Annotated in this window: 15 protein-coding genes and 1 pseudogene; 8 read left to right on the top strand and 8 right to left on the bottom strand. The window is 68.4% G+C overall.

Features of this window, described 5'->3' with window-relative positions:
- Nucleotides 1–221 precede the first annotated feature (221 nt).
- The 4 genes from JWP83_RS26340 to JWP83_RS26325 all read right to left on the bottom strand — a co-directional run bounded on the left by JWP83_RS26340 (nt 222) and on the right by JWP83_RS26325 (nt 3,894).
- Nucleotides 222–1,277 (bottom strand): hydrogenase expression protein HypE, encoded by a 1,056-nt coding sequence (locus tag JWP83_RS26340; protein WP_297737225.1) that lies wholly within the window; start codon nt 1,275–1,277, stop codon nt 222–224.
- A 316-nt stretch (nt 1,278–1,593) separates the two neighbouring features.
- Nucleotides 1,594–2,364 (bottom strand): hydrogenase nickel incorporation protein HypB, encoded by a 771-nt coding sequence (gene hypB / locus JWP83_RS26335; RefSeq protein ID WP_297737222.1) that lies wholly within the window; start codon nt 2,362–2,364, stop codon nt 1,594–1,596.
- 28 nt (nt 2,365–2,392) lie between these two features.
- On the bottom strand, nt 2,393–2,728 hold the full coding sequence (locus JWP83_RS26330) for a hydrogenase maturation nickel metallochaperone HypA (RefSeq protein WP_297737218.1): 336 nt from the start codon (nt 2,726–2,728) through the stop codon (nt 2,393–2,395).
- A gap of 50 nt (nt 2,729–2,778) precedes the next feature.
- On the bottom strand, nt 2,779–3,894 hold the full coding sequence (locus JWP83_RS26325) for a HoxN/HupN/NixA family nickel/cobalt transporter (RefSeq protein ID WP_297737215.1): 1,116 nt from the start codon (nt 3,892–3,894) through the stop codon (nt 2,779–2,781).
- A 111-nt stretch (nt 3,895–4,005) separates the two neighbouring features.
- Here JWP83_RS26325 and JWP83_RS26320 point away from each other — a divergent pair, with 111 nt between their 5' ends.
- A complete protein-coding gene (locus tag JWP83_RS26320) occupies nt 4,006–4,470 on the top strand; it encodes a Fur family transcriptional regulator (protein ID WP_297737212.1) in 465 nt (154 codons plus the stop codon).
- A 2-nt stretch (nt 4,471–4,472) separates the two neighbouring features.
- Here the strand turns inward: JWP83_RS26320 and mtr are convergent, their stop codons facing one another.
- From mtr to JWP83_RS26305, 3 genes are read right to left on the bottom strand one after another with little or no spacing between them, the layout of a single operon-like run.
- On the bottom strand, nt 4,473–5,852 hold the full coding sequence (gene mtr, locus JWP83_RS26315) for a mycothione reductase (protein ID WP_297737209.1): 1,380 nt from the start codon (nt 5,850–5,852) through the stop codon (nt 4,473–4,475).
- A gap of 2 nt (nt 5,853–5,854) precedes the next feature.
- A complete protein-coding gene (locus JWP83_RS26310; RefSeq protein ID WP_297737206.1) occupies nt 5,855–6,898 on the bottom strand; it encodes an alpha/beta hydrolase in 1,044 nt (347 codons plus the stop codon).
- Nucleotides 6,899–6,941: 43 nt separating this feature from the next.
- Complete coding sequence (locus JWP83_RS26305) at nt 6,942–7,112, bottom strand: hypothetical protein (RefSeq protein ID WP_297737203.1); 171 nt, start codon at nt 7,110–7,112, stop codon at nt 6,942–6,944.
- Nucleotides 7,113–7,299: 187 nt separating this feature from the next.
- On the opposite strand from JWP83_RS26305, the gene mqo reads away from it, so the two are divergent.
- From mqo to JWP83_RS26270, 7 genes and pseudogenes are all read left to right on the top strand, one after another.
- Nucleotides 7,300–8,730, top strand: coding sequence for a malate dehydrogenase (quinone) (gene mqo / locus JWP83_RS26300; RefSeq protein WP_297737228.1), 1,431 nt, complete (start codon nt 7,300–7,302; stop codon nt 8,728–8,730).
- A 49-nt stretch (nt 8,731–8,779) separates the two neighbouring features.
- Nucleotides 8,780–9,250 (top strand): GNAT family N-acetyltransferase, encoded by a 471-nt coding sequence (locus tag JWP83_RS26295; RefSeq protein ID WP_297737200.1) that lies wholly within the window; start codon nt 8,780–8,782, stop codon nt 9,248–9,250.
- Nucleotides 9,247–11,076 carry a magnesium chelatase subunit D family protein gene (locus tag JWP83_RS26290; RefSeq protein ID WP_297737197.1) on the top strand — a complete coding sequence of 610 codons (1,830 nt, stop codon included), beginning with the start codon at nt 9,247–9,249 and terminating at the stop codon, nt 11,074–11,076. The genes JWP83_RS26295 and JWP83_RS26290 overlap by 4 nt, the downstream gene beginning before the upstream one ends.
- A 20-nt stretch (nt 11,077–11,096) precedes the next feature.
- A complete protein-coding gene (cobO, locus tag JWP83_RS26285) occupies nt 11,097–11,711 on the top strand; it encodes a cob(I)yrinic acid a,c-diamide adenosyltransferase (RefSeq protein ID WP_297737194.1) in 615 nt (204 codons plus the stop codon).
- A 97-nt stretch (nt 11,712–11,808) separates the two neighbouring features.
- Entirely contained in the window at nt 11,809–13,188 is a 1,380-nt protein-coding gene (locus JWP83_RS26280) for a cobyrinate a,c-diamide synthase (RefSeq protein ID WP_297737191.1), read from the top strand.
- Nucleotides 13,189–13,274: 86 nt separating this feature from the next.
- Nucleotides 13,275–14,491: pseudogene (gene cobA / locus JWP83_RS26275) on the top strand (uroporphyrinogen-III C-methyltransferase).
- Between the two features lie 22 nt (nt 14,492–14,513).
- Nucleotides 14,514–16,106, top strand: a complete 1,593-nt coding sequence (locus JWP83_RS26270) for an MFS transporter (protein WP_297737188.1) — start codon at nt 14,514–14,516, stop codon at nt 16,104–16,106.
- Between the two features lie 82 nt (nt 16,107–16,188).
- On the opposite strand, the gene JWP83_RS26265 is transcribed toward JWP83_RS26270, so the two are convergent.
- Nucleotides 16,189–17,002, bottom strand: an 814-nt coding sequence (locus tag JWP83_RS26265) for a sterol desaturase family protein (RefSeq protein ID WP_297737185.1), incomplete at its 5' end; no start/stop codon positions are given.

Below are 17,002 nucleotides of genomic sequence, written 5' to 3'. Positions count from 1 at the left end.
GAAGATCGACGAGGTGCTGTGGCACTCGACGACTTCCTTGTTCTCGAAATCGATCTTGGTGTAGATGCCGAGGCTGCCCACGATCCTGGTGATCGGGTCCCAGGCCATGTCGACGAGCTGGCCCGGTTCCCGCTTGGCGGTGGTTGGCTCGGGGACGATAGTTGTCATCGAAGTCCCTCCGTGTGAGGTGAATAAATGAAGTGCCGTGACCTACCAGGTACTCACCAGGTTCTGCGGGCTCCGGTGGTGAGTTGGTCGCCGTTGTGGCGCCAGCGCGGTTCCTTGTCGACGGTGCGCTCGGTGATGCCGCGCAGACTCCGGATCAGGCTCCCGTACAGACCCGATGCGGTGCTCGAAAGCTTGCCGCCCGGCGGTTCGTCCATGAACGGCATGAACTTGTCCGGGAAGCCGGGCATGGTGCATCCGATGCAGATGCCGCCGACGTTCGGGCAACCGCCGACACCGTTGATCCATCCGCGCTTGGGCACGTTGCATTTCACGACCGGGCCCCAACAGCCAAGCTTCACAATGCATTTCGGCGAACCGTACTCGGTGGCGAAATCACCCTGCTCGTAGTAGCCGGCGCGGTCACACCCCTCGTGCACGGTATTGCCGAATAACCACTTGGGGCGCAGCGCGTCGTCGAGCGGGATCATCGGTGCCTGACCGGTCGCCATGTAGAGCAGGTAGGTGAGCGTCTCGGACAGATTGTCCGGCTGGATCGGGCAACCCGGGACGCAGACGATCGGGATGCCGGCCTTGCTCTTCCAGTCCCAGCCGAGGTAGTCGGGAACGCCCATCGCCCCGGTCGGGTTGCCGGCCATGGCGTGGATGCCGCCGTAGGTGGCGCAGGTCCCGACCGCGACGATCGCGGTGGCCTTGGGCGCGAGCCGGTCGAGCCACTCGCTGGTCGTCATGGGCTGGCCGGTGGCAGGGTCGTTGCCGAACCCGCACCAGTAGCCCTCGTCCTTGATCTTCTCGTTGGGAATGGATCCTTCGACGACGAGCACGAACGGCTCGAGCTCGCCGCGATCGGCTCTGAAGAACCACTCGAGGAAGTCGTCGGCCCCTCCGTTGGGTCCGCATTCGAAATCGATCAGGGGCCAGTGCACGGCAACCTTCGGTAAGCCCGGAAGCGCGCCGAGAGCTATTTCCTCGATGCTGGGCTGGGTGGCGGCAGTCAGCGCCACCGAATCGCCGTCGCAACTGAGGCCCGCGTTGATCCATAGAACATGAATCAATGTTTCTTCTGCTTTGACTGCTGCTTCTGTTGGCATGCTGCAGCTTTCCGGAGCAGGGCTGAATGCTCCTGCGCTGCCGGAGTCGACCGCCGGCCCACTTGCACAGCGCTGAATTTGGGTCTACTCCCGCCTCAGACGGTTGTCAACGTTCCAGAGAGTTTGCCGGCGAACAAACGGATGTTCTACAGGCGTCGAATGTCACCTGTTACCGTTGCGCAACAGAGGATTTCGGCGATCCGCCACGAGAGCTAGCCAACCGGTGAGCAAGCCTAACGAATGACCGAAAGATTCCATGGTCTTGCAAGTAATTGGCAAGAGATCGTCATGCAATTCACTTGCAGTCCGGACGGCTTCAGTCGTCGGAGTTCGTTGCGAATCGTCGTAGCCACCCGAACCAGGCGCCCATGCCGGCGCCGGTGCGCGCGCTGACCGGCAGGATCTCGGCCGTGGCATTGACTTCGCGAACGTGCGCGATGTACGAGTCGACGTCGACATCCAGGTAGGGCACCAAGTCAATCTTGTTGAGCAGCACCACATCCACCGATCGGAACATCACCGGATACTTCAGCGGCTTGTCCTCGCCCTCGGTCACGGAATAAACCATGGCCTTGGCGTGCTCGCCGACGTCGAACTCCGCCGGGCAGACCAGGTTGCCGACGTTCTCGATGATCACCATGTCCAGGCCGGGGAGGTCGAGGCCGGGGAGGGCGCGATTGACCATCGGCGCGTCGAGGTGGCATTCGCCGCCAAACCCATTGCTGGTATTGAGCAGTGACACCTGGGCACCGCGTCCGCTGAGCTTGGCCGCGTCCAGGTCCGTGGCGATGTCACCCTCGATCACGCCGATGGCGAATTCACCGGCGAGCTCGTCGAGCGTGGCCTGCAGGACGGTCGTCTTCCCCGAGCCCGGTGAGCTCATCAGGTTCAAGGTGCGGATCCCGTTGCTCTCGAACGCCGCCCGGTTGGCCCCGGCGAGAACGTCGTTCTCCGCGAAGATCGCCTCCAGCACGTCGATGCGTTGGCTGCCGGTTTGGTAGCGACTGTGATCCCCGTGTTCATGGTCGGGGTGGTCGTGTTCGTGGGAGTGCGCCGTTCCGTCGTCGTGCCGATGAAATCTGCCCATGGTCAAATCCGTTCCGAGGAAGCGCGTTTCATGAGACGTCCAACGACGTCACCAGGAATTCGTTGCCGTGCAGCACCTCGACGTCGGGGCTGTCGCACTGCGGGCACCAGACCGACCAGGCCGACGTGATCTCGGACTGGCTACCGCACGAACGGCACTTCACCTCGGCGCCGACGCACTCGAGTTCCAGCTCGGCGTCCGGCATGTCCTCGGAGTCCCGGACCAGTGTCCAGCAGAACGACAGCGATTCCGGCACCACCTGCCGAAGGGCCCCGATCCGCACGCGCACCACGTCGACGTGCCGGCCGCCGGCGTGGGTCTTCACCAGGCCGGCGATGGCCTCGCACAGCGACAGCTCGTGCATGGCACTTTTCTACACCCTGAATGGGGTGGACCGCGCCGCGCCGGTACGCGTCAGCCCGCGCTTTCGGCCGAACTCCACTTTTCTTCGATGCGCCCGTAGCGCCAGACGAGCAGGGCGACCGCCCAGGTGAGGACGAACATGCCGACGACGACGAAGCCGACGGCGTTGAGATCGAGGCCGCCCAGCCATTGCCAGAAGGGGCCCCGCCACCCCAGCTGGCCCGCGAACAGGCCGAGCAGTTCGATGGTGCCGATCAGCAGCGCGATCGCCACCGACAGCCCGGTGATGGTGACGTTGTAGTAAATCTTGCGCACCGGGCTGGAGAACGCCCAGCCGTAGGCGAAGTTCATGAACGATCCGTCGATGGTGTCCAGCAGGCACATGCCGGCGGTGAACAGCACCGGCAGGCACAGGATGGCGTACCACGGCAGGCCGGCTGCCGCGCTGGTGCCCGCCAGCACCAGCAGCGCGATCTCGGTGGCGGTGTCGAAACCCAGCCCGAACAACAGCCCGACCGGGAACAGGTGCCAGGACTTGGTGATCGACCTGGTGAAGCGGCCCAGGAATCGGTTGATCACCCCGCGGTTCTGCAATCGCTGTTCGAGTTCCGCTTCGTCGTACTCACCGTGGCGCGATCGCGCGAACACGCGCAGGATCCCGACCAGGGCGATGAGGTTGAGGATCGCGATCAGATAGAGGAACACGCCCGAGACGCTGGTGCCGATCAGGCCGGTGTAGTGATGCAGCGTCGACGAGTCGTCCTCGACCGGACCGGTGACGGCCTTGACGCCGGTCGCCAGCAGCAGGGCCAGCGCGAAGACCACCGTGGAGTGGCCCAGCGAGAAGAAGAAGCCGACGGCAAGGGGGCGCTGCCCGTCGCTCATCAGCTTGCGGGTGGTGTTGTCGATGGCCGCGATGTGGTCGGCGTCGAAGGCGTGCCGCATGCCCAGGGTGTAGGCCGTCAACCCGACGCCTACGCCAAATGCCTTGCCGCTCAGGCTGACTCGTGCCGGATCCACGATCACCACCAGGGTGATCCAGCCGAGAAGATGCAGCGCGGCGATCGCCGCCAGCATCGATCCCAGCCGCCACCACTCCGCCGGCGCCAAGGCGCTTCGAAGGTTGGTCATCCGCGACGGCCGCCAGTCGAACTCGGTACCGGCCACCGGCACGACATTAGGGGGCGCCGCGCGCCAATTGCAAGTCGATTGCAAGAATCGCACGCCGGGTTGGGGCGAAAACTGGCGATCCCGGTTGTCGGCCGCGACACTGAGAAGATGACGCCCAAGGCCCCGGTGCTGGACCCCGCCGTCACCGAGCGGATCGGTGACCTCCTCCGGGCCCACGGGCTGCGGCGGATGGCGTCGCGGATCCAGGTGTTGGCGGTGCTCGAGCCGGTCAACGGGCACCTGCCGGTGGCGGAGATTCACCAGCGGGTGCGCGGGTGCCTACCGCCGGGCACCCAGCCGCCCGACGTGGCGACCATCTACCGCACCGTGACCACCCTGGTCGATCAGGGGGTGCTGCACGCGTTGACGCTCGACGGCGGCGTGACCACCTACGGCCTGGCCACCGCCCCCCATCACCACGCGGTGTGCACGCGGTGCGGCGCGATCATCGAGGTGCCCGCAGTCCAGCTGAGCTCGGCGCTCGAGCACGCGATGGCGGGCAGTTCCTTCGCGCTGTCGGAGGCGGCCGGCCTGACGCTGCACGGCCTGTGCCCGCAATGCCAGCTCGGCTGACGTCAGCGCAGGCCCAATAGGGCGTTTTCGATCACCTCGGACAGCGCCGGGTGAATCCAGTACTGGCCGCGCGCCATCTCCGTGGCGGTCAGTCCGAAGCTCATCGCCTGGATCAGCGGCTGGATGATTGACGACGCCTGATAGCCCATGACGTGGGCACCCAGCAGGCATCCGCTGTTTCGCTCGGCGATGAGTTTGACGACTCCCGTGGTGTCTTCCATCGCCCAGCCGTACGCGACGTCGCCGTACTCCTGCACCGCGACGGTGATGTCGAATCCGCGTGCGATGGCTTGGTTTTCGGTCAGCCCGACGGCCGCCAGCTGGGGATCGGTGAACACCGCCGACGGGACGAAGCGGTGGTCGGTGACGGCCATGGACTCGGTGTCGTCCCAGTCGCACTGCAGGTTGTGCCTTACCACGAGGGCCTCGTGGTTGGCGACGTGCTTGAGCTGGTAGGGCGACGAGACGTCACCGAGCGCGAAAACGCCGCGTGCCGAGGTGCGTTGGTATTCGTCGACCACCACTCGGCCGTTCTGGGCGTCGATCCCGGCCTGCTCGGCGTCCAGCAGGTCGGCGTTGGACAGCCGGCCGGTCGCCACCAGCAGCAGGTCGGCGTTCACGGTGGACCCGTCGTCGAGCTCGAGGGCGACGCCGGAGCCGCGGTTTGCGGCGTGCGCGACGTTGCGGTGGGTGCGCAGCTCCCACTTGCTCGCCGCGATGCGCGTGAAACGTTCGCAGATGGTGTCGTCGCAGTGACGCAGCATGCAGCCGCCGCGGATCACGAGCGTGACCCGCACGCCGAGCGCCGAGAAGACGTGCGCGAATTCCGCTGCCACAAAGCCGCTTCCAACGATCGCGATGTGCTCGGGCAGCTCGGCGATCCGCATGATGGTGTCGCTGGTGTGATAGTCGACGCCGGACGCCAGGATGGCCGCCGGGATGACCGGCCGGGAGCCCGCGGCGATCACCACCTGGTCGGCGGCGAATTCCTCACCCGCACCGGTGCGCAGCAGATAGCGCCCGTCGGGCTGAACGGGCCCGAACCGGGTGTGCTGGCTGTACACGTCGACGTTGGGTGCCGAGCGCCGGTGGTCTTCGCCGCTCATCGCGATGGGATCGATCCGGCCGAAGATGCGCGAGACGATGTCGTCCCAGCGCACCCGGTCGATATGCGCGTCGACGCCGTAACGGGCCGCACCGCGGACGGTCGCGGCGACCTCGGCGGCGTAGACGAACATCTTCGTCGGGATGCACCCGACGTTCAAGCAGGTGCCGCCGAAGGTCCCCTGCTCGCAGACGGCTGCCCGCTTGTCGGCGTAGCGGTCGTCGAGAATGCTGTTGCCCGAACCGGTTCCGATGATCGCGATGTCATAGGTTTCCATGCTTAGGGCTCTTCAGGCCCTCCCCCCTTCCCCGAGGACGCCGAGGCGCCGGTGTTTTCGGTGCCGAGGTAGTCGTCCAGCCAGACGTCCAGCTGGCGGTAGGCCATCTCGCGCGGACGTGTGACCGACAGGAACACGTCGTGCTTGGCGCCGGGCACCGGAATTATGGTGGTCCGATTCCCGATACAGCCGGCCCACCTGGCGATCTGGGTGACGTCGAGAACCGCGTCGCCGCAGTGCATGGACGCCGGATCGGTGGTTTCTCGCAAGGTGCGATCCGAACGCAGGATCAGATTCGGCACGCCGACGTCGAGCCCGCGATGCAGCCTGATCTGGCCGCGGCGGACGGCGTGCAGCCACCCGAATGTGACGGGGAAGCCGCCCACCGGTTTCCACTGCAGGTTGTAGTCGAACTCGCCGTGGTAGTCGCGGTGCAGGCTGGTGCCGTAGCCACCTTCGGCGGGGGCCCTGACCACCCCCTTGGACCGCACCCGCGACAGGCCGGCGATCAGCGCCGAGGTCACAAAGAGGCGCAGGACCGCAGGCCCACGCAGATCCAGGAACGGGCTGTTGAGCACCAGCCCGCGGACGCCGGCGTGCGCCGCCGGATCTCGCCGGCGCAACCGGTCCAGCCATAGCGACACGATCAGCCCGCCGGAGGAGTGGCCGTAAACAAGGACCCGGCCGGGCCGCCCGGCGGGGGCCTGTTCGCGGATGGCCGCCAAGGCGAGTTCGAGTTCGGCGTCGTAGTGGGCGAGGTTGGTGATGAAGTGCGGGGTCTGGCCGTCCCGGTGCGACCGGCCGCATTTCTGTAGGTCCAGCGCATAAAAGGCAAAGCCACGATCGGCGAAGTGGTCGGCCAGCGCCGTGTTGAAGAAGTAGTCGGTGTAGCCGTGCACGGCCAGGACCGCGCGGCGGTCGGCTCCGTTGGGCTCGCCGCGCCGGATCAGCGTTGCCACGATGTCGCCCTCGCCGGCGGGATCGGGCCCGAGCGGGATCGTGCGCTGCCAATAGTCGGGCAGCACATCGGGTACCCAGCCAGTCACGAGGCCAGCTTAGAGCTTTGGTCAGGGCTGTTGCCGTGGTGGATCACAAATGTGGCTGCGCCCCTGACACTCCGCTACGGCCGCGTTGCCAGCCCTTGATCGCCGAACCGATGCCGGCGATATCGGAACCAGCCGCCACCAGCGCATCCGGCGCCGCGATCACAAACGACATCTCCCAGCCCTGGACCGACAAGACCGCTCTCTCGTGCGGCATCGAGCCGCTGGATCAATCGCAACGAGCGGATCGTGCGCTGGCTCGACCCGGGCTGCGACCGCACCGAACACTTGCCGTATCGCGGGATACCCTTGGGACCGGCGCACCCTAGGGAAGGACCAACGATCCGGTGTCACGGCTAGCCAGGACCGCACGGGCCGACGTCGTGCTGGTGGGCGCCGGCATCATGAGCGCCACGCTGGGAGCGTTGCTGCGGCGGCTGGAGCCGGATTGGAACATCACCCTGATCGAGCGGCTGGACGCCGTCGCCGCCGAAAGCAGCAGCCCCTGGAACAACGCCGGCACCGGGCACTCCGCGCTGTGCGAGCTGAACTACACCCCGCAGAACCCCGACGGCTCGATCGATATCACCAAAGCGGTGCGCATCAACGAGCAGTTCCAGGTGACCCGCCAGTTCTGGGCGTACGCCGCCGAGAACGGCATCCTGACCGATCGCGGCTTCCTCAACGCGGTCCCGCACGTCAGCTTCGTGCGCGGGGCGCAGCGCGTCGACTATCTGCGGCGGCGGCAGCGCGCGCTGGCCGGCAACCCACTCTTCGCGCGCACCGAATTGATCGACGACCCGGACGAATTCGCCCGCCGGCTGCCGTTCATGGCCGCCGGGCGTGACTTCTCCGAGCCGACCGCGCTCAACTGGGCCTCCGACGGCACCGACGTCGACTTCGGTTCGCTGTCCCGGCAACTCGTCGGATTTTGCGTGCAGGGCGGCGCCGCGGCGCTATTCGGCCACGAGGTCCGCAACCTGAACCGCCAATCCGACGGGAGTTGGACGCTGCTGATCCGCAACCGCCGCACCGGCGAAAAGCACCGGCTGAACGCCAGATTCGTCTTCGTCGGCGCCGGCGGGGACGCGCTGCCGCTGTTGCAGAAGGCGGGCATCGAAGAGGTCAGGGGCTACGCCGGCTTCCCGATCGGCGGCCGGTTCCTGCGCGCCGACAACCCGGCGCTCACCGCCTCGCACCGCGCCAAGGTGTATGGCGTTCCGGCGCCGGGGGCCCCGCCGCTCGGCGCGCTGCATCTCGACCTTCGGTTCGTCAACGGCAAGTCGTGGCTGGTGTTCGGGCCGTACGCCGGTTGGTCGCCGAAGTTCTTGAAACACGGCCACTTCACCGACCTTCCCCGCTCGATCAAGCCGGACAACGTGTTGTCGATGCTCGGTGCGGGGGTCACCCAGATGGCGCTGGTCAACTACCTGATCGGCCAGCTGCGGCTCTCCGAGCCCGACCGCGTGCGCGCGCTGCGCGAATTCGCCCCCAGCGCAGTGGATTCGGACTGGGAGCTGACGGTGGCCGGCCAGCGGGTTCAGGTGATTCGCCGGGACAAGCGCAGGGGCGGGGCGCTCGACTTCAACACCACCGTGCTCAGCGCCGGTGACGGCAGCATCGCCGGCCTGCTGGGGGGTTCCCCGGGGGCGTCCACCGCGGTGCCGGCGATGCTCGACGTGCTGCAGCGCTGCTTCGCCGATCGGTATAGCTCGTGGCTGCCGAAGCTCAAGGAGATGGTGCCGTCGCTGGGGATAGAGCTGTCGCGCGAGCCCGCGCTGTTCGACGACGTGTGGTCGTGGGGCAGCAGGGCGCTGCGGCTGGAGGCCTCATGAGTGGCGCTGGCGACGATGCAGGGCGAAGCGATGAGAAGGAGCGGCGCGCATGAGTGAGGCGCTCCGCCGCTCCTGGTCCAAAGACCTTGACGCCCCGACCCTTTACGAGCTGCTCAAGCTGCGGGTGGAGGTGTTCGTCGTCGAGCAGGCCTGCCCGTATCCGGAGCTGGACGGCCGCGACCTGCTCGCCGAAACGCGGCACTTCTGGCTGGAAACGCCCGACGGGGGCGTGATCTGCACGCTGCGGTTGATGGAGGAGCACGCGGGAGGCGAGAAGGCGTTCCGGATCGGCCGGCTGTGCACCAAGCGCAGCGCCCGCGGGCAGGGCCACACCACCCGGCTGCTGCGCGCCGCGCTGGCGGAGGTCGGCGACTACCCGTGCCGGATCGACGCGCAGACGTACCTGGCCGACATGTACGCCCAGCACGGATTCGTCCGTGACGGCGACGATTTCGTCGACGACGGCATTCCGCACGTGCCGATGCTGCGGCCCGGTTCCGGTCTGGCGAAGCAGCCGTGAAGCCGTATCCGTTCAGCGCGATCGTCGGGCACGATCAACTGCGGGTCGCCCTGCTGCTGTGTGCCGTGCGCCCGGAGATCGGCGGTGCGCTCATCCGCGGCGAGAAGGGCACCGCCAAGTCGACGGCCGTGCGCGGGCTGGCGGCGCTGCTGTCCGCCGCGACCGGAAGTGCGGAGGCGGGCCTTGTCGAAATGCCGCTCGGCGCAACCGAAGACCGGGTGATCGGATCGCTGGACCTGCAGCGGGTGCTGCGCGACGGTGAGCACGCGTTTTCCCCGGGACTGCTGGCCCGTGCCCACGGTGGCGTGCTCTACGTCGACGAGGTCAACCTGTTGCACGACCACCTGGTCGACGTGTTGCTCGACGCCGCGGCGATGGGGCGGGTCCACATAGAGCGCGACGGTATCTCCCACTCGCACGAGGCGCGCTTCGTGTTGATCGGCACCATGAATCCGGAGGAGGGCGAGCTGCGTCCGCAGCTGCTGGACCGGTTCGGTCTCACCGTAGACGTGCACGCGTCGCGCGACGTCGACGTTCGGATGCAGGTGATCCGGCAGCGTATGGCCTACGAGGCCGACCCGGACGGGTTCGCGGCACGCTATGCCGACGCGGACGCGCAACTGGCCCGACGGATCGCCGCGGCGCGGGCCCTCGTCGACGATGTGGCATTGCCGGACAACGAATTGCGGCGCATCGCGGCGCTGTGCGCGGCGTTCGACGTCGACGGCATGCGGGCCGACCTGGTGGTGGCCCGCACCGCCGTCGCGCACGCCGCGTGGCGCGGCGCAACCACCGTCGAGGAGCAGGACATCCGGCTGGCGGCCGAGCTGGCGTTGCCGCACCGGCGCCGCCGCGACCCGTTCGACGACCCCGGCATCGATCGCGACCAGCTGGACGAGGCCCTGGCACAAGCCGGCTCACAAGATCCGCAACCCGAGCCCGATCCCGAGCCGCCCGGCGGTGGCCACGCCGCCGATCCGCCCACACCGCAACCCAATTCGAAGCCGCTGCGCGCCCCGTCGACGAAACCGAGCCCGCCGCCGTCGCCAACGTTCCGCACCCGAGCCTTGACGGTTCCGGGGGTCGGCGAGGGCGCACCGGGACGGCGGTCACGGGCGCGCAACACCTCCGGCAGCGTGGTGGCGGCCGCCGACGCCGGCTCCGGCGCGCACGGACTGCACCTGTTCGCCACCCTGCTGTCGGCCGCCGAGCGCGCCGGGGCGGGGCCGCTGCGGCCGAACCCGGAGGACGTGCGCCGGGCCATCCGCGAAGGGCGCGAAGGCAATCTGGTGATCTTCGTCGTCGACGCGTCGGGGTCGATGGCCGCCCGGGACCGCATGGCCGCCGTGAGCGGCGCCACCCTGTCACTGCTGCGCGACGCCTACCAGCGCCGGGACAAGGTCGCGGTGATCACCTTCCGCCGACAGGAGGCGCGGCTGTTGCTCCCGCCGACATCGTCGGCGCACATCGCCGGGCGGCGACTGGCCCGCTTCGACACCGGCGGCAAGACCCCGCTCGCCGAAGGCCTGCTGGCCGCGCGCGAGCTGATCATCCGGGAAAAGGCGCGCGACCGGGCGCGGCGCCCGCTGGTGGTCGTGCTCACCGACGGCCGGGCCACCTCCGGGCCGGACCCGTTGGGGCGCAGCCGAATCGCGGCGGCCCGGCTGCTCGCCGAAGGCGCCGCCGCCGTGGTCGTGGACTGCGAGACATCGTACGTGCGGCTGGGGTTGGCCGGCCAACTCGCGCATCAGCTCGGTGCGCCGTCGGTGCGGCTGGAGCAGTTGCGGGCCGACCATCTGACGCAGGCCGTGCGCAGCGTGGCCTGAGCAAGCGAGGATAGGCGTCCATGCCACAGGGAAAACCGCTCGACGTGCCCGACGACGGCCTGACCACCAGGGCGCGGCGCAACACGCCCATGTTGGCGGTGCACACGGGTGCGGGCAAGGGGAAGTCGACGGCGGCATTCGGAATGGCGTTGCGCGCGTGGAACGCCGGCCTCAGTGTGGCCGTGTTCCAATTCGTCAAGAGCGCGAAGTGGAAGGTGGGCGAGGAAGCGGCCTTCGCCCGACTCGGCGAGCTGCACGACAGGCACGGTGTCGGCGGACCCGTCGAATGGCACAAGATGGGTGCGGGCTGGTCCTGGACGCGCAGGGCGGGCAGCGAAGTCGATCACGCCGCGGCGGCGGCCGACGGTTGGGCCGAGATCGCGCGCCGGCTGGCCGCGCACCGCCACGACTTCTACGTGCTGGACGAATTCACCTATCCGCTGAAGTGGGGGTGGGTCGACGCCGGCGACGTGGTCGACGTGCTGCTGGCCAGGCCCGGCCACCAGCACGTGGTGATCACCGGACGCGATGCCCCGCAGCGGTTGGTCGAGGCGGCCGACCTGGTCACCGAGATGACCAAGGTCAAGCACCCGATGGACGCGGGGCGCAAGGGGCAGAAGGGCATCGAGTGGTGAGCGCCCCCGCGACCAGCCATCGCGAGCGTGCGTGTCTGTACGTCGACACGCCGTGTGGGCTGTCATTATGCGCACCCTCGCGGCACCGGGTGGCACCATGACCCCCGTCCCCGCGGTGGTCATCGCCGCACCCGCGTCGGGAAGCGGAAAGACCACCGTCACAACAGGTTTGATCGGTGCCCTGCGACGGGCGGGCCATACCGTTGCGCCGTTCAAGGTCGGCCCGGACTTCATCGACCCCGGCTATCACGGCCTGGCCGCCGGGCGCCCCGGCCGCAACCTCGATCCGGTGTTGGTGGGGGAACGGCTCATCGGCCCGCTCTACGCGCACGGCGCCGGCGGCGCGGACCTCGCGGTGGTCGAGGGCGTGATGGGGCTCTTCGACGGGCGCATCGCAACGATCGCCCCCGCGGAGGGCTCCACTGCGCACGTCGCCGGCCTGCTGGGCGCCCCGGTGATCCTGGTGGTCGACGCGCGCGGGCAGAGCCAGAGCGTCGCCGCGCTGCTGCACGGCTTTTCGACCTTCGATGCCGCGACCCGCGTCCGCGGCGTCATCCTCAACCGGATCGGATCGGCCCGGCACGAGCAGGTGCTGCGGCAGGCATGCGAACAGGCCGGCGTCCCGGTGTTGGGCGCCATCCCGAGAACCGCCGAATTGGAGCTGCCGACAAGGTATCTCGGGCTCGTCACGGCCGTGGAGTACGGGCGGCGCGCGCACGACGCGGTGGAGGCGATGACCACCCTGGTCGCTCGCCACGTCGACCTGTTCGCTGTGGTGGCGGCCGCCCGATGCGGGTCCGCCGATCAGCCGTGGGATCCCGCGGCGGCGATGGGGGAGAAGCCAGGCGCGCCGGCCACGGTCGCCATGGCGGCCGGAAAGGCGTTCAGCTTCGGCTATGCCGAGCACGCGGAGCTGCTGCGCGCCGCCGGCGCCGACGTGGCCGAGTTCGACCCGCTCGCCGACGCGTTGCCCGACGGCGCGGACGCGGTGCTATTGCCCGGCGGCTTTCCCGAACAGTTCGCCGCGGAGCTCTCCGCCAACGACGTTGTCCGCCGGCAGATCAACGAGCTGGCCGCCGCCGGCGCGCCCGTGCACGCCGAATGCGCCGGGCTGATCTACCTGGCCGCCGAGCTCGACGGGCACCCGATGTGCGGAGTGCTGGCCGGATCGGCGCGGTTCACGCCGCACCTCACGTTGGCCTATCGCGAAGCCGTCGCCGTGGCCGATTCGCCGCTGTATTCCGTCGGCGAACGGGTGGTCGGCCACGAATTCCACCGGACCTCAGTGACTTTCGACGAGAGCTATCAGCCCGCGTGGGTGTATCAGGTCGACGGGGTCGACAAAGAAAAGGCCGCGGTCCGGGACGGTGTCGTGCACGCCGGCGTCCACGCGTCGTACCTGCACACCCACCCGGCCGCGACGCCGGCCGCCGTGGCGCGGTTCGTCGCGCACGCCGCGGGCGTAACGCCACGGTGAAAATTCGCGCAGAAATTCGCCGTGACGTTCCGCCCGCGGCGCGGACGTCGCCGTCGCGTCCCCGGCAGCACCTTTAGGCTTGCCGGGTGACCGAGAACGCCTATCTGGTCGGGCTGCGGCTGGCCGGCAAGAAGGTCGTCGTGGTCGGCGGAGGGACCGTCGCCCAGCGCCGGTTGCCCCTGCTCATCGCCAGCGGCGCGGAGGTGCACGTCATTACGCGCACCGCCACCCCGGCCGTCGAGGCGATGAGCGGAATCATCCCGTCGGTGCGCGAATACCGCGACGGCGACCTCGAAGGGGCCTGGTACGCGATCGCGGCCACCGACGACTCGCGGGTGAACGCCGCCGTCGTCGCCGAGGCCGAACGCCGCCAGATCTTTTGCGTCCGCGCCGATATCGCCGTCGAGGGAACCGCGGTGACCCCGGCGACCTTCAGCTACGCCGGGTTGTCGGTGGGGGTGCTGGCCGGAGGCGACCACCGCCGCTCGGCGGCCATCCGGTCGGCCATTCGGGAGGCTCTGCAGCGAGGGGTAATCACCCTGGAAAGCTCGGTGAGCTCCGACGTGGTGCGCGGCGGGGTGGCGCTGGTCGGCGGCGGCCCCGGCGACCCCGAGCTCATCACCGTGCGCGGCCGGCGTCTGCTCGCCCAGGCCGACGTCGTGGTCGCCGACCGGCTCGCGCCGCCTGAGCTGCTCGCGGAGCTGCCCCCGCACGTGGAAGTCATCGACGCGGCCAAGATCCCGTACGGGCGCGCCATGGCCCAGGACGCGATCAACCACGTCATGATCGAGCGGGCCCGGTCCGGGAGCTTCGTCGTCCGCCTCAAAGGCGGGGACCCCTTCGTGTTCGCGCGCGGATATGAGGAGGTGCTGGCGTGCGCCGAGGCCGGAATTCCGGTGACCGTGGTGCCCGGTGTGACGAGTGCCATAGGCGTGCCCGCCCTGGCGGGCGTTCCGGTCACGCATCGGGCGATAAATCACGAGTTCGTGGTGGTCAGCGGCCACGTCGCGCCGGGCCACCCCGAATCGTTAGTGAATTGGGACGCTTTGGCTGCCATGCGGGGCACCATCGTTTTGCTGATGGCCGTCGAACGCATCGAGCTTTTCGTCGATGTCCTGCTCCAAGGCGGCCGACCTGCGGAGACGCCGGTGCTGGTGGTTCAGCATGGGACCACCGCAGCTCAGCACACGTTGCGGGCCACCCTGGCCGACACGCCGGAGAAGATCCGAGCCGAGGGGATCCGACCTCCCGCGATCATCGTCATCGGGTCGGTGGCGGCGTTCGGCGTTTAAACGATTCTTAAGATTACTGTAAGGTAACCCATTATGACGGCTCTCAACGACGCAGAGCGCGCGGCCCAAAATTGGACGTCCGCACGCCCAGATCGTCCGGCCCCGGTGCGCGCTACGCCGCCGGCGGAGCCCGCCTCCTCACGTATCAGCAGGTATTACCCCACGTGGCTGCCTTCGCGGCGCTTCATTGCGGCCGTGGTAGCGATCGGTGGTATGCAGCTGCTGGCGACCATGGACAGCACCGTGGCCATCGTCGCGCTTCCCAAGATCCAGAATGAGCTGAGCCTTTCCGACGCCAGCCGCAGCTGGGTCATCACCGCATACGTGCTCACGTTCGGCGGGCTGATGCTGCTCGGCGGGCGCCTCGGCGACACCATCGGGCGCAAGCGCACCTTCATCGTCGGCGTCGCGCTGTTCACCATCTCCTCCGTGCTGTGCGCGGTCGCCTGGGACGAGGCGACCATGGTCATCGCCCGGCTGTTGCAGGGGATCGGGTCGGCCATCGCATCGCCGACCGGGCTGGCGTTGGTGGCGACCACGTTCCCGAGGGGGCCCGCGCGCAACGCCGCGACGGCGGTGTTCGCCGCGATGACCGCGATCGGCTCGGTGATGGGCCTGGTGGTCGGCGGCGCGCTGACCGAGGTGTCGTGGCGGCTGGCGTTCCTGGTGAACGTGCCGCTCGGACTGCTGATGATCTACCTGGCCCGCACCGCGCTGCGCGAAACCAACAGGGAGCGCATGAAGCTGGACGCCGCCGGGGCCATGCTGGCCACGCTGGCCTGCACCGCCGCCGTCTTCGCCTTCTCGATGGGACCGGAAAAGGGCTGGATCTCGGTCACCACCATCGGCTCGGGCGTCGTGGCGTTGGTGGCCGCAATCGCGTTCGTCGTGGTGGAACGCACCGCCGACAATCCCGTCGTGCCGTTCGACCTGTTCCGCGACCGCAACCGGCTGGTCACATTCACCGCGATTTTCCTGGCCGGCGGTGTCATGTTTAGCCTGACCGTGTTGATCGGCCTGTACGTGCAGGAAATCCTGGGCTACAGCGCGCTGCGCGCGGGGGTCGGTTTCATCCCGTTTGTCATCGCGTTGGGGATCGGCCTGGGCATCTCCTCGCAGCTGGTGTCGCGGTTTTCGCCGCGCGTGCTGACGATCGGCGGTGGATGGCTGCTGGTCCTCGCGATGTTGTACGGCTCCTTTTTCATGCACCGGGGCGTGCCCTACTTCCCGAACTTGATAGTGCCCATCGTCGTTGGTTCGATCGGCATTGGGATGGTGACTGTCCCGCTGATGCTGTCGGCGATCGCGGGGGTGGGCTTCGACCGGATCGGCCCGGTGTCGGCGCTCACGCTGATGCTGCAAAGCCTGGGCGGGCCCCTGGTGCTGGCCGTCATCCAGGCCGTGATCACCTCGCGCACGCTGTACCTGGGCGGCACCACCGGCCCGGTGAAGTTCATGAACGACGCCCAGTTGCGGGCCCTCGACCATGGCTACACCTACGGGCTGCTATGGGTGGCCGGCGCGGCCGTCATCGTTGGAGCGGCGGCGTTGTTCATCGGCTACACGCCCCAGCAGGTCGCGCAAGCGCAAGAGGTCAAGGACGCGATCGACTCCGGCGAGATCTAGCTCGCCCTAACCTGCCGCGAGAGTGCAACTACCGACGGCCGCACTCGGGAAATGCGTCGGTAGTTGCAGCACTTTCGTGCGGTCACCCGCGCAGCGGCCAGGCGAGTTGCCGCAAATACCCCACGGGTTCGCGCTCCTCGATGCCGTACTGCGCCGGCCATCGCCCCGCGGGTAGGTACAGGGTGCCGAACAGCGCGTCGACGGCCGGGAACTCCCCCGCGTAGTTGGAGTTGTAGGCCCGGGGTTCGCGGGCGTGATGCCAGTGGTGGAACTGCGGGGTCGCGATCAGCCATCTCAGCGGCCCGAACGTGAGCCGCACATTGGCGTGGATGAAAATCGCCTGCAGCGTGGTCAGGACGACGAAGGCGCCCAAGCTGATTCGACCGAAGCCGAGCGCGTACAGCGGTAGCACCGCGGCGGAGCGGATGAAGATCTGGTCGAGTGGATGCAGGTGGCTGGCGGCGAGCCAGTCCATCTCCTGCACGCTGTGGTGCACGCGGTGGAATCGCCACAACAGCGGAACCTCGTGCGCGGCACGGTGTCCCGCGTAGCCGCCGACCGTCGCGATCGCCAGTGCGGCGACGATCTGCGCCCAGCCCGGGCTCGCGGCGATCGCGGCCCGGGCGGATGGGGGGACGAAGGCCCGCAACACGGTGCCGAGCACCGCGACCGCGATGACGATTCCGACCTTGAGCGCGGCCACGTTGATCAGGTAGTGGACCACGTCGGTGCGCCATCCCGCCCGCAGAACCCGGCGCGGCCGCAGCGCGAACAGCCGCTCGAGCGGAATGAAGATGATCGCCAGGGCGACCATCCCGATCACGATTCCGCCGCGCACGCTGAGGGCGGCCAACACCAGCGCCGATGTGAGGAGCACCAAGACGACGCCACCAAGG

The sequence above is a fragment of the Mycobacterium sp. genome, assembly GCF_025965855.1.
GTDB lineage: Bacteria > Actinomycetota > Actinomycetes > Mycobacteriales > Mycobacteriaceae > Mycobacterium.
Note: the sequence above shows the minus strand (reverse complement) of the source record. Positions and strands in the feature narration are given on the sequence as shown.

Excerpts from the sequence above, each read along its gene's own strand:
- JWP83_RS26340 (WP_297737225.1), bottom strand. The coding sequence starts at position 1,277 with ATGCCAACAGAAGCAGCAGTCAAAGCAGAAGAAACATTGATTCATGTT.
- hypB (WP_297737222.1), bottom strand. The coding sequence starts at position 2,364 with ATGGGCAGATTTCATCGGCACGACGACGGAACGGCGCACTCCCACGAA.
- JWP83_RS26330 (WP_297737218.1), bottom strand. The coding sequence starts at position 2,728 with ATGCACGAGCTGTCGCTGTGCGAGGCCATCGCCGGCCTGGTGAAGACC.
- JWP83_RS26320 (WP_297737212.1), top strand. The coding sequence starts at position 4,006 with ATGACGCCCAAGGCCCCGGTGCTGGACCCCGCCGTCACCGAGCGGATC.
- mtr (WP_297737209.1), bottom strand. The coding sequence starts at position 5,852 with ATGGAAACCTATGACATCGCGATCATCGGAACCGGTTCGGGCAACAGC.
- JWP83_RS26305 (WP_297737203.1), bottom strand. The coding sequence starts at position 7,112 with ATGCCGCACGAGAGAGCGGTCTTGTCGGTCCAGGGCTGGGAGATGTCG.
- mqo (WP_297737228.1), top strand. The coding sequence starts at position 7,300 with ATGAGCGCCACGCTGGGAGCGTTGCTGCGGCGGCTGGAGCCGGATTGG.
- JWP83_RS26295 (WP_297737200.1), top strand. The coding sequence starts at position 8,780 with ATGAGTGAGGCGCTCCGCCGCTCCTGGTCCAAAGACCTTGACGCCCCG.
- cobO (WP_297737194.1), top strand. The coding sequence starts at position 11,097 with ATGCCACAGGGAAAACCGCTCGACGTGCCCGACGACGGCCTGACCACC.
- JWP83_RS26280 (WP_297737191.1), top strand. The coding sequence starts at position 11,809 with ATGACCCCCGTCCCCGCGGTGGTCATCGCCGCACCCGCGTCGGGAAGC.
- JWP83_RS26270 (WP_297737188.1), top strand. The coding sequence starts at position 14,514 with ATGACGGCTCTCAACGACGCAGAGCGCGCGGCCCAAAATTGGACGTCC.